The 12,139-nt window shown below is 34.8% G+C and carries 10 protein-coding genes; 9 read left to right on the plus strand and 1 reads right to left on the minus strand.

From position 1 onward, the window contains the following. The first annotated feature begins 118 nt into the window (after window positions 1-118). The 4 genes from rlmD to CLV33_RS14875 all read left to right on the plus strand — a co-directional run bounded on the left by rlmD (window position 119) and on the right by CLV33_RS14875 (window position 4,410). A complete protein-coding gene (rlmD, locus tag CLV33_RS14860; protein WP_105474585.1) occupies window positions 119-1,528 on the plus strand; it encodes a 23S rRNA (uracil(1939)-C(5))-methyltransferase RlmD in 1,410 nt (469 codons plus the stop codon). Window positions 1,529-1,555: 27 nt separating this feature from the next. Beyond that, on the plus strand, window positions 1,556-2,095 hold the full coding sequence (locus tag CLV33_RS14865; RefSeq protein WP_146109752.1) for a DUF6452 family protein: 540 nt from the start codon (window positions 1,556-1,558) through the stop codon (window positions 2,093-2,095). After that, the gene (locus tag CLV33_RS14870; RefSeq protein ID WP_105474571.1) at window positions 2,061-2,810 is read left to right on the plus strand and encodes a DUF6048 family protein; all 750 of its coding nucleotides are present in this window, start codon (window positions 2,061-2,063) and stop codon (window positions 2,808-2,810) included. Before CLV33_RS14865 ends, CLV33_RS14870 begins: the two co-directional genes overlap by 35 nt. Before the next feature lie 112 nt (window positions 2,811-2,922). After that, window positions 2,923-4,410, plus strand: coding sequence for a ComEC/Rec2 family competence protein (locus tag CLV33_RS14875; protein ID WP_105474572.1), 1,488 nt, complete (start codon window positions 2,923-2,925; stop codon window positions 4,408-4,410). A 318-nt stretch (window positions 4,411-4,728) separates the two neighbouring features. On the opposite strand, the gene CLV33_RS14880 is transcribed toward CLV33_RS14875, so the two are convergent. Further along, entirely contained in the window at window positions 4,729-5,886 is a 1,158-nt protein-coding gene (locus tag CLV33_RS14880) for a THUMP domain-containing class I SAM-dependent RNA methyltransferase (protein ID WP_105474573.1), read from the minus strand. 185 nt (window positions 5,887-6,071) lie between these two features. On the opposite strand from CLV33_RS14880, the gene CLV33_RS14885 reads away from it, so the two are divergent. The 5 genes from CLV33_RS14885 to mscL all read left to right on the plus strand — a co-directional run bounded on the left by CLV33_RS14885 (window position 6,072) and on the right by mscL (window position 12,008). After that, complete coding sequence (locus CLV33_RS14885) at window positions 6,072-6,803, plus strand: class I SAM-dependent methyltransferase (RefSeq protein ID WP_105474574.1); 732 nt, start codon at window positions 6,072-6,074, stop codon at window positions 6,801-6,803. An 87-nt stretch (window positions 6,804-6,890) separates the two neighbouring features. Next, window positions 6,891-7,565: a ZIP family metal transporter gene (locus CLV33_RS14890; RefSeq protein ID WP_042244447.1), complete on the plus strand. Its 675-nt coding sequence runs from the start codon at window positions 6,891-6,893 to the stop codon at window positions 7,563-7,565. Window positions 7,566-7,628: 63 nt separating this feature from the next. After that, complete coding sequence (locus tag CLV33_RS14895) at window positions 7,629-8,057, plus strand: DUF4268 domain-containing protein (RefSeq protein WP_042244449.1); 429 nt, start codon at window positions 7,629-7,631, stop codon at window positions 8,055-8,057. 205 nt (window positions 8,058-8,262) lie between these two features. Next, entirely contained in the window at window positions 8,263-11,469 is a 3,207-nt protein-coding gene (gene ccsA / locus CLV33_RS14900) for a cytochrome c biogenesis protein CcsA (RefSeq protein ID WP_105474575.1), read from the plus strand. Between the two features lie 98 nt (window positions 11,470-11,567). Further along, complete coding sequence (mscL, locus tag CLV33_RS14905; protein ID WP_105474576.1) at window positions 11,568-12,008, plus strand: large conductance mechanosensitive channel protein MscL; 441 nt, start codon at window positions 11,568-11,570, stop codon at window positions 12,006-12,008. Window positions 12,009-12,139 lie beyond the last annotated feature (131 nt).

Raw genomic sequence — 12,139 nt, forward strand, 5'->3', positions numbered from 1 at the left:
ATAATTTAACGGGTAATCATTAATATTAATAACTAATACCTTTTTTACTTGTGTGAATTTTGCTAAAGATAATTTAAATAACACGCATTTTATTTCAGGCTATTGTTATTTTTGCAGCATGTCTAGAAAAAAGAGGAATTTAGTTTTTGAAAACCTTGAAGTTATTGATGCAGGAGCAAAAGGTAAAACCGTAGCCAAAGCACCAGACGGTAAGGTTGTATTTTTGCCAAATGCCGTACCTGGAGACGTGGTAGATGTAAAAACCTTTAAAAAGCGCAAAGCTTATTACGAGGGTAAAGCCATTGTTTTTCACAAACTGTCGGATAAGCGCGTTGAACCGCCTTGTAAATATTTTGGAACTTGTGGTGGCTGCAAATGGCAAGATATGGGGTATGAACATCAATTATATTTTAAACAAAAAGAGGTCGTTAATAATTTAACTAGAATAGGGCATATTGAGCTACCTGAAGTTACTCCCATACTAGGTTCAAAACAGCAATATTTTTACCGCAATAAAATGGAGTTTTCATTTAGTGATAGCCGATGGTTAACACAAAATGAAATTCAATCTGATAAGGATTTGGGCGATAAAAATGCACTAGGATTCCATATTCCTGGGATGTGGGATAAAATTTTAGATATTGATAAATGCCACTTACAAGAAGATCCGTCTAACGCTATTAGAAATGCTGTAAAACAGTTTGCGGTTGCTAATAGTTTAGAATTCTTCAATACGAGAAACCAAAAAGGTTTTTTGCGTACTATGATGATTCGTACATCCAGTACAGGCGATATTATGGTGTTGGTTCAATTTTTTAAGGAAGATGTTAAAAAACGCAAATTGCTACTAGATTTTATATCAGAAGAATTCCCTGAAATTACATCATTACAATACGTGATAAACGGAAAAGGCAATGATACCATTTACGATCAAGACGTGATTTGTTATAAAGGGCAAGACCATATTTTTGAGGAAATGGAGGGCTTAAAATTTAAAATAAATGCTAAGTCTTTTTATCAAACAAACTCCGAACAAGCTTACGAATTATATAAAATTACGAGAGATTTTGCAAGATTAATGGGTAACGAACTTGTGTATGATTTATATACAGGTACAGGAACTATTGCACAATTTATAGCAAAAAAAGCTAAAAAAGTAGTAGGTGTGGAGTCTGTTCCTGATGCTATAGAGGCTGCAAAAGAAAACGCACAATTAAATAACATAAATAACGTTGAATTCTTTGTTGGCGATATGAAACAGGTGTTTAATGACGATTTTATTTCAACACACGGGCAACCTGACGTAATAATTACCGACCCACCAAGAGATGGTATGCATAAAGACGTTGTAGCTCAGTTATTAAATATCGGAGCAGAAAAGATAGTTTACGTTAGTTGTAATAGTGCTACACAAGCTAGAGATTTAGCATTAATGGATGCCATGTATAAAGTAACAAAAGTGCAGCCCGTTGATATGTTTCCGCAAACATTTCATGTAGAAAATGTGGTGTTGCTAGAAAAACGCTAAAACTGTTTGAAATCTATTAAAGATAAAATGAAATACATAAAAATATTAATTTGGATTTTTATAATTGCACTTATTTATGTGAGTTGCGAGCGTGACGATTTATGCCCTGAAAGTACACAAACTACAGCAAGTTTAGTTATGGAAACGTTTGATGTGTCTCTACCAGACGATAGTAAAAATGTTTTTGGTTTAAGAATAGAAGGTGTTGATAACGATGGTAATGGCATAGGTGTTTTAGAGGGGTATGATGTAGTTACCACCAATTCTATAGTTTTACCGTTACGAACCGATCAAGATATTACGGTATACAAATTACATCAAAATTATACCGAAGACGAAGATGGAAATCCAAATGGTGGGAATGAGGATATTTTAACCATAACTTATATTCGCGAAGATGTATTTGTATCGAGAGCCTGTGGCTACAGAACTATTTTTAGTAATGTTCAGGTGCGTATAGATGTAGCTGATGTTGATGAGGATGAATGGATAAGTTTAATACAAGCCCAAGACGATAATCAAATTGTAGAAAATGAAGCAGAAGCACATTTTATATTATTACATTAGTACAATAATGCTGGTCTTGGTTTGTTCTGGCATTGCCCAAGCTCAAAACGATAGTATTCCAAAAAAACAAAATGACTCCACTGTTATAAAAGTAAAATATGGACTACGTGTGGGTGTGGATACTGGTAAGTTGATACGTAGTTTTGTAGATGATAATTATACTGGTATAGAGTTGGTAGCAGATTATCGCATCACTAAAAGGCTATACATTGCTGGAGAACTTGGGAATGAAGAACGTATTTTAATTACAGATTTTTTAAATACAACTACAAAAGGGAGTTATTTTAAGGCAGGAATAGATTACAACACCTATCAAAATTGGTTAGATATGGATAATATGGTGTACTTCGGCTCCCGTCTCGCTTTTAGTTCTTTTAGTCACAATATAAACGAATATCAGGTGTACAACACAAACCAATATTGGCGACCTCAAAACATTGTAGCCGAAGGCATTGAAAAAGACGGTTTAACTGCTATTTGGACAGAACTTATCGTTGGTATTAAAGCAGAATTGTTTACTAACCTCTATTTTGGTTTAAACGCTCAACTTAGAGTAAAACTTACAGAAACCGAACCCGATAATTTCCAAAACATATACATTCCAGGTTTTAATAAAACCTATGATAGTACACGCATTGGCGTAGGTTATGGTTATACATTAGCCTATAGAATTCCGCTTTATAAAAAAACTAAGGTTATAGCACCGGTGGAGTAAACTGAATATTAAAATTTATTTATTCTAATTTATATTTCTTTATTTACGTATCTGTACGTATTGATTTTAAAGACTTTAATCCCTAACTTGTTGTCTCGTTAATTAAAAAATCATGGCAACAATTAAATACCTAAAATCCGAAACTGCAAAAGTCTACACAAAAAGTAATGAAAATAGAGTGCTGTTAGAAGCGCTTTGGGGAGACCGTGTAGAGATAGTATCTAATACGCAAGCCAATGGGCGCTACAAAGTAAATGTGCGTTGGGCAAAAAATGTATATATAAAGGCTGAAGATTTAGGCGATGAACCTTTATTAGAACTTTACTTTATAGATGTAGGGCAAGGCGATGGCGTATTGATAGTTACGCCAGAGCGCAAGCATATTTTAATTGATGGAGGCTACAAACGCTCTAAACAACCGCATGGTAAAAGTGCAGCCGATTTTGTGGATTGGAAGTTTTTTAAGGAATACAAAAAAGAGAATATAGAGCTAGATGCCATGATTTGCTCGCATTGTGATGCAGACCATTATGGTGGTTTATGGGATTTGTTAAGTAGAGACCAAGAAGCCAGAAACGAATTAGACACCAAAGCCACAAAAGTAGACACCTTTTACCATGCAGGTGTATCTTGGTACAAAACAGATAAAAAACGACGCTTTTTAGGCGATGAAACTGGAGGGTATCTTCATGATTTGTTAACCGGGAAAACATCCATTAAAAACGGATTAAAGAAAACGGCAGATCTACGTATACAAGGGGAGTGGGCAGACTTCTTAAAAACAGTTGTTGATAGTGGCGCCGATATAAAAAGGCTAGCAAACAACCCAAATAAAGATTTTAAATATTTGAAAGGTTTTGAAGAAGATAAACCTACATCCATTAAAATTTTAGGTCCTATTGAAACTACCATTAATGGTAAGCCCAAGTTAAAAGACTTAGGAAGTTATAGCACTAACACTAACGGCAATTCTGTACTATTACGATTAGATTATGGTAGAAGCCGCATATTACTCACGGGCGACTTAAATAAAAAAAGCATGCAGCATATTATTGCTTCTATGCAAGGCGATTTAATTGAGCTGGCAGCCGATGTAGCAAAATCGTGCCATCATGGGAGTGACGATTGTTCTTATGAATTTTTACAATATGTAAATGCAGCAGCAACCGTTATTTCTTCGGGAGATGATGAAACCCATGCACATCCACGTCCAAATATTGTGGCAGCTTCAGCTGCTACAGGCTTTAAAAAGATTGAGAACGATGAAATGGTTACCCCTTTAATTTATAGCACGGAAATTTCTAGAAGTTTGCGTATGGGCGACCCTTACGAAGTTAAGCAAGATGACTATAAAACTCCAAACGGCGCTTTAGATGTAGTGCTCACCGATGAAGCCAAAACCAAAATTCGTTATACACATACGACTTCTGGGGCTTTAAACCCAAAAGATAAGATAAAAAGCATGAGCCGTTTAAAGGTAGTTGATGGTATTGTATATGGTTTAGTAAATGTACGTACCGATGGCAATAAAATACTTTGCGCTACTTTAAATGAGGGTAAAAGCAAATGGGAAGTTAAGAGCTTTACTTCACGGTTTTGAAGTTTCCGTTATTAATTACGCAGTAAAGCAATCTTAATAATGACATTTGAAATTTATGATTTTGTAGTTTGAGATTATTTCAGTTGTTCCTCCTTCGTAATGACGGTTTTGTTTTTTTTTCTAAAGTTTAGTTATTAGATGTCATTGCGAACGCAGTGAAGCAATCTGACTCATGAAAGAGCCACTGTAAACCATATTAGATTAGTCTTTTTGTTGATTGAGATTACTTCGGTCAAGCTTCCCTCGTAATGACGTTTAGAGATTTTAAACTTAGCGTCATCCTATGTTTGTACAAGGATTTAAAAGGATAAATAATTTTTATTTCATATACTTTCCTTTTTTACTCCCTTCATACATCACATATTTTACTAAGCGTGATTCTAGTTTAGCATTATAGAGTTGTATTTTTCTGGAAGGGCGTAAGCCTATATGTTTAAGCGCATCTAAATTACTGGTAATGAACCACGCATCAGTACCAGGATAGTTTTGTTTTAGGGTATCGCCTATATTAGAGTATAATTTTTCCATGTCGATATCTAAACGCTCACCATAAGGTGGGTTAAATACCATGTGTAGTTTTTCTTGTCCGCCTTTTTGGGTTTTAAAGAAATCTTCGTGTTTTATGGTGATAAAATCGTCTAACTGTGCATTTGCAACATTTTCTTGGGCCTTACGTACCGCACTTGGTGCTTTATCGTAGCCAATAATTTGGTGGTGGAAATCGCGGGTTTTCTTTAAAAGCGACTCCTCAATTTTTTCAAATAAATCTACATCCCAATCTTGCCAACGCTCAAAAGCAAACTCCTTGCGCATAAGGTTAGGAGGGATGTTGCAGGCTATCATTGCTGCTTCAATGGGAATGGTGCCTGAGCCACACATAGGGTCCATAAAATCGGACTGTCCGTCCCAACGAGACAGCATAATTAAACCTGCGGCCAATACTTCGTTTATAGGCGCAATATTGGTGGCTAATTTGTAACCTCGTTTATGCAAGGATTCACCCGAAGAGTCTAATGAGATGGTACACTCTTTTCGGTCTATTCGTACATTTATTTTTAAATCGGGGAACTTTAAGTCTACATTGGGGCGTTGTCCTGTTTTGTCTCGAAAGCGGTCTACAATAGCGTCCTTTGTTTTTTGAGCGATAAAGAGTGAGTGCGTAAACAAATCGGAATGTATGGTAGCATCAACTGCTAAAGAGCCTGTAGGTTTTAAATAGTTTTCCCAAGGCATGTTTTTTATGTTATCGTACAGGTCTTTTTCGTTATTAACTCTAAAGGTTTTTATGGGTTTTAGAATTTTTATTGCGGTGCGCAACGCTAAATTTGCTTTGTACATAAAGCCTAGGTCTCCCACAAATTCTACCACACGCACGCCTTTTTTAACGTGCATTGCGCCTAGTTGTGTAAGCTCTTTTTCTAATATATCTTCAAAACCGTACAGGGTTTTGGCCACCATGTTGAAATTTTCTGCCATTTTTTTCGTCCAATAAATTTAAGTCGGATAGATTGCAAAAATAATGTAATTTTGCGGTAAATAAAGGACATTAGCAGATAATGGGTTAGGGATTGCAGTGGAAAGCCCACAGCGAGGTACGAGCGAGGACTTGTAACGTAAAGCCCGCCCACCGCCATAAGTGGTGGGAACCCCAAAAATAATACATGACAAATAAGACTACTAAATGGTTTGCATCGTGGTTTGATACACGATTTTACCATATTTTATACAGGGATAGAGACGACACCGAAGCGCAGGTGTTTATGGACAACTTAACGAATTATTTAAATTTACCAGAACATGGTACTATTTTGGACTTGGCCTGTGGAAAGGGCAGGCACTCGCGGTATTTAAACAAAATTGGGTATGATGTTACGGGGATTGATTTGAGTGAAAATAGTATTGCTTTTGCAAAACAGTTTGAAAACCATAGATTGAAATTTGAGGTGCACAATATGTGCGACCCTTACCCTAAGCAGTTTGATGCGGTGTTTAATTTGTTTACCAGTTTTGGGTATTTTGACAAGGATATTGATAATTTAAATACCATTAAAGCTATAAAGGCCAATTTAAATGACACAGGTTTTGGGGTGATTGATTTTATGAACACCGAACAGGTTATTGAGAATTTAGTACCCGAAGATACCAAAACCGTTGATGGTATTACCTTTAATTTAAAGCGTTTTGTTAAAGATGGTTATATTATTAAGACCATTAATTTTGAAGCGGATGGCGAGGTGTTTAATTTTGAGGAACGTGTAAAAGCATTTACTTTAACTGACTTTGAAGCGCTATTTGAAGCAGCCGATGTACATTTGCTAGATGTGTTTGGCGATTACAAATTACGGAAGTTTAATGCGGAAACTTCAGAGCGCTTAGTGATGATTTTTAAGTAGAATTTAAAAAAGTTATTTGGTAATTAACTTGTTGTTGCAACAACTAAGTAAACGAATAACTTAAAACCGATTTACTGATATATATAAATGAATAAATTTCTATTTCCGGTTTACGCTGTTATTCTTGGAGTAATTATAGCAAAACTCACTAAGCATAAAAATACGTGGAATACCAAACTATTGCTGTCTTTTAGCGGTGCTTTTTTATTGGCGTTAACACTGTTTGAACTTCTGCCCGAAGTATACCATCATTTAGACGCAAAACTTACAGGGCTTTATATTATGTGTGGTATTTTGCTGCAAATAGTTTTAGAATTGTTTTCTAAAGGTGCGGAACATGGGCATGTACACATTCATAAAAATTCTACTGCTTTTCCGTGGTTGTTGTTTATAAGTTTATGTATTCATAGTTTTTTAGAGGGGTTCCCAATACATCAGCATAACGATATGGTATATGGCGTTTTGGTACACAAAATACCTATTGCAGCTTTGGTGAGTATGTTTTTGTTTAAATCTAACTACAATACTTTACAAATTGTTTTGTTTTTGGTAGTATTTGCTGCTATGACACCTTTGGGAACTTTAATTTCTAATACAACCGATATAAGCGAAGCATTGGCACATAGTATAAACGCCGTTGTTATTGGTATATTTTTCCATATTTCTACAACTATTTTATTTGAAACTGGTGAAGGGCACAAATTTAATTTAAGTAAGTTTATCTCCATAATATTAGGTGTTGGGATTGCGTACTTTATTTGACCGAAGATTTATGACTAATGTTACAAACTGCATACTGCGACTGAAAACTGTTTACTGATTTTTATGTTTAGCAAAGAGGAATCTCGCATATTACGACAAGAATTTTGGACCAGCTTTGGGAAGTCCTTTCCTAGAAAGTGGATTTTATACAATACAAAGTTAAAAGGGTTAAGTTTTAAATTTCATTTTGATACAAAAAAAGCTTTAGTGGCTTTAGATTTGGAGGATGATTTAGAATACCGCATAAAATACTGGGAAAAACTGGAAGCCTTAAAGTCTATTTTAAAAGATGAATATTTACCTGATGCCATTTTTGAAGAGGAATTTATTTTAGAAAACGGTAAAGAAATCTCAAGAATTTATGTGCCTTTAGAGCAAAAGGTATCCATCCATAATAAAAACACATGGCGCGGTGTTATGGTGTTTTTTAATAAAACAATGAGCTTATTTGAAGCGTTTTTCTTGGAATATAAAGATATAATTGAGGGGTAATAACTTCAGAGCTTGTAATTAAGAGCAAGGAACAACCGATGCATCTTCATTTTCGCTTAAGAATCTTCGCTACGCTTTGAATGACAAGGTGAATTCAATCTAGAATGGTTAAAAACAAAAAGAAACTATTTAAACCCCTGTTAAAAAAAAGTTTAAATTCACATTAATCCGTATTTTTGCACGAGAAAAAAAAGTGCAAATTGTTATGCAGGAAAAACTCGCCAAAATTCTTTTCTCAACACGTCTTACCGCTATTTTGTTTATTGTATTTGCCGCTGCTATGGCTGCGGGTACATTTATGGATGCAGGACAAGACACCTCGCCAACGCCATACACCAGAAATTTAATTTACAATGCTTGGTGGTTTGAAGCCATAATGGTATTTTTTATCATTAATTTCTCAGGAAATATTTTTAGGTACCAACTCTATAAAAAAGAGAAGTGGGCAACCTTTATCCTTCATATTGCTTTTATTTTTATTCTATTAGGAGCATTTATTACACGTTATGCAAGTTTTGAAGGTATGATGGGTATTCGAGAAGGTGCCACAGAAAACACATTTTTATCTCAAAAAACATATATCACTGGGCGCATTTTTGGCGATTACATGGTAAACGGCGTAAACCAAATGCGTGTTGTAGAAGAGGAGGTAGATTTTTCACCCAGGTTGGAAAATGAACTTAAAATTGAAACCGAATATGGCAATAAACCTGTAACTATAGAACTTGAGAAATTTATTGGTGGTGCAGAAGAAGATATTATACCAGATGATAATGGGGAAGCGTATTTAAAAGTAGTTGAAGCAGGGGCCAATGGCCCACACAATCATTTTTTAAAAGTAGGCGAAGTTGCTAGTGTTCATAATATTTTATTTGCTTTAAATAAGCCAACCGATGGTGCTATTAATATTACTTACGCGGGCGATTCCCTAACTATAAACTCACCTTTTGAAGGAGAATACATGACTATGGCAACCCGAGCGCAGGGTAAATTGATAAAAGATAGTTTACAGCCCTTGTATCTGCGTTCTCGTTATGTTATTGGCAATATGCAAATGGTGTTTCCAAAACCAGTAACAAAAGGTGTTTTTGATATTGTTCAGAAATCTGAAATTTTAAAAAATGATGATGATGGTGCCGTTTTAAAAATTACCGCAAATGGTGAAACCAAGAGATTAGGACTTTTAGGTGGTAAGGGTAGATTTGGTAATTACAAGAAGGTAAATGTGGGTGGTATGGATTTTGAGTTTCGTTATGGCTCTAAAGTTTTAGAATTACCTTTTGCTTTAAAACTAAATGATTTTGAAGCAGAACGCTATCCCGGAACCGAAAACGGATATTCGGCATATTCTAGTGAAGTTACAGTTGTTGATGAAGAAGAAGGTAGTTTTGATTATAAAATTTATATGAACAATATTTTGGACCATCGTGGATACCGCTTTTTTCAATCTAGTTTCGACCCTGATGAAAAAGGTACAATTCTCTCTGTAAACCACGATTTTTGGGGTACTCTCGTTACTTATATAGGTTATATAATGTTATATTTTGGTCTTATGGCCATAATGTTTAGCAAAGGCTCGCGTTTCAGTGATTTAAAAACACGTTTAGAGAAGGTAAAAGCCAAAAAAGCAAAACTTTTAACAGTTTTAGTTTTGTGTTTAGGGTTAAACACGTTTGCTCAACAAGAGCAACACTCCGCTGATGATGGTCACGATCACGGGCATCAATTTGAACAACCCACAAAAGCACAAATAGATTCTGTTTTAAAAGCAAATATAGTTCCTAAAGCTCATGCTGATAAGTTTGGGCATTTAGTTATACAAGACTTAAGTGGCCGTATGATGCCAGTAAACACTTATGCTTCTGAGTTTTTACGAAAGGTAAGTAAAAGTGATGCTTACGAAGGGTTTGATGCTAATCAGGTATTTTTATCTACACAAGAGAGTCCAAGGCTTTGGTACAATGTGCCTATTATTTATTTGCGCCCTATGGAAACAGATTCCCTGCGCAATATTATTGGTGTACCTAAAGAAGGCAAACATTTTGCTTTGGTAGACTTCTTAGATGAAAAAGATGGATCTTACAAACTAGCACCGTATTTAAATGATGCTTACAATACTACAGTTCCTAATGGGTATCAAAAGAAATTAAAAGAAACACACGAACGTGTTTCGTTATTGTCCAATACACTTGAAGGACTTTCGTTAAAAATATTTCCTATACCAAATGATGATAATAATAAATGGATCTCAAACTACGAATACCGTTTAAATCCAACAGTAATAAAAGATTCGCTATATAACAATTTTGTAAAAAACGGATTTCAAACATACCTGTTCACTTTAAACAATGCGAAACGTTCTGGTGATTTTTCCGAAGCTGAAAAATTACTAGAAGCATTTAAAAAAACGCAGCAGAAATATGGTGCGGAAGTGATGTTGAGCGACAAAAAAGTAGAAACAGAAGTTCTATACAATAAATATGATATTTTCAAAAAGCTTTACAAATGGTTTATGTACGCTGGTAGCTTAATGTTTGTGTTTTTAATTATTCAAATTTTTAATGATAAAAACAAGATTGTTAATGTTTCTATAACCGTATTTAAATTTATAATTCTTGGTTTATTTATTCTGCATACTGCGGGCTTAATTGTGCGCTGGTACATTTCTGGGCACGCCCCTTGGAGTGATGCTTACGAGTCTATGATTTATGTAGCTTGGGCAACCATGTTCTTTGGTTTGGCTTTTGGAAGAAAAAGCGACTTAACTTTAGCATCTACAGCATTTGTAACATCTATGATTTTAATGATTGCACACTGGAATTGGATGGATCCTGCCATAGCAAATCTTCAACCAGTTTTAAATAGTTATTGGTTAATGATTCATGTTGCAGTAATCGTAGCGAGTTACGGACCTTTTACTTTAGGTATGATTTTAGGTGTGGTAGCCTTGTTTTTAATGGCGTTTACAACCAATAAAAATAAAAAAGTTATGGGGCTAAACATACAAGAATTAACCATAATTAATGAGTTGGCATTAACTGTTGGCTTGGTAATGCTTACTATTGGTAACTTTCTTGGAGGTATGTGGGCCAATGAGAGTTGGGGGCGCTATTGGGGTTGGGATCCTAAAGAAACTTGGGCGCTTATCAGCATTATGGTGTATGCCTTTGTAATACACATGCGATTGGTTCCTGGACTTCGTAGCCGCTGGTTGTACAATTTAATGTCTATTATTGCTTTTGGCAGTATTTTAATGACTTATTTTGGTGTTAACTTTTACTTAGCCGGTTTACATTCTTATGCAAGCGGCGATCAAATTGTTAGTTTAAAGTTTATTGCTATAGCTTGTGTTTGTATTGCTATTCTTGGATTCTTTGGTTATCGAGGTTTTGCAAAGCATTACAAGAAATAATATTTCAATGGTTTTTAGATATCGTTAAACATTCTACGATTTGAATGAATTTTTTAAATGCTATTGAATTAGTTTTGTACTGAAAAAATAAATTTAGTATGAAATTATTCAAAGAATTTAAAGAGTTTGCAGTAAAAGGTAATATGATGGATATGGCCATTGGTATTATTATTGGCGCTGCATTTAATAAAGTGATAGATGTTCTGGTAAAACAAGTGGTATTGCCACCATTATCTCTGTTAACGGACGGTGTTAACTTTCAAAACAAAAAAATTATTTTACAAGACGCAACAAAAAACACCGATGGTTCTGTAATTACAGATGAAGTTGCTATTGGTTATGGTGCTTTAGCCGAAGCATTTTTAGATTTTATGATTATTGGTATTACTATATTTATTGTAGTAAAATTTATGAATCGTCTTAAAAAGAAAGCACAAGACACTAAAGATACTACTGTTGCAACTCCAAAAGATATCGAGCTATTAGATAAGCTCACACAATTAATGGAAGAACAGAACGCACTTATAAAATCTAAATAACTAAACTCTATATACACTCATTTTTACCCATATTAAGAGGCACATTCATAAAAATCACATCCCTTGTAAATACGAGTGTTTCTTTTTAAATTAACGTACACAAAAACCCCGAAAACAGCTGTCCAGGGCTA

The sequence above is a fragment of the Jejuia pallidilutea genome (genome assembly GCF_002973595.1).
Taxonomy (GTDB): domain Bacteria; phylum Bacteroidota; class Bacteroidia; order Flavobacteriales; family Flavobacteriaceae; genus Jejuia; species Jejuia pallidilutea.

Coding starts and splice junctions, on each gene's coding strand:
- CLV33_RS14895 (WP_042244449.1), top strand. CDS start 7,629: ATGTTTAGCAAAGAGGAATCTCGCATATTACGACAAGAATTTTGGACC.
- ccsA (WP_105474575.1), top strand. CDS start 8,263: ATGCAGGAAAAACTCGCCAAAATTCTTTTCTCAACACGTCTTACCGCT.
- CLV33_RS14875 (WP_105474572.1), top strand. CDS start 2,923: ATGGCAACAATTAAATACCTAAAATCCGAAACTGCAAAAGTCTACACA.
- rlmD (WP_105474585.1), top strand. CDS start 119: ATGTCTAGAAAAAAGAGGAATTTAGTTTTTGAAAACCTTGAAGTTATT.
- mscL (WP_105474576.1), top strand. CDS start 11,568: ATGAAATTATTCAAAGAATTTAAAGAGTTTGCAGTAAAAGGTAATATG.
- CLV33_RS14865 (WP_146109752.1), top strand. CDS start 1,556: ATGAAATACATAAAAATATTAATTTGGATTTTTATAATTGCACTTATT.
- CLV33_RS14880 (WP_105474573.1), bottom strand. CDS start 5,886: ATGGCAGAAAATTTCAACATGGTGGCCAAAACCCTGTACGGTTTTGAA.
- CLV33_RS14890 (WP_042244447.1), top strand. CDS start 6,891: ATGAATAAATTTCTATTTCCGGTTTACGCTGTTATTCTTGGAGTAATT.
- CLV33_RS14885 (WP_105474574.1), top strand. CDS start 6,072: ATGACAAATAAGACTACTAAATGGTTTGCATCGTGGTTTGATACACGA.
- CLV33_RS14870 (WP_105474571.1), top strand. CDS start 2,061: ATGAAGCAGAAGCACATTTTATATTATTACATTAGTACAATAATGCTG.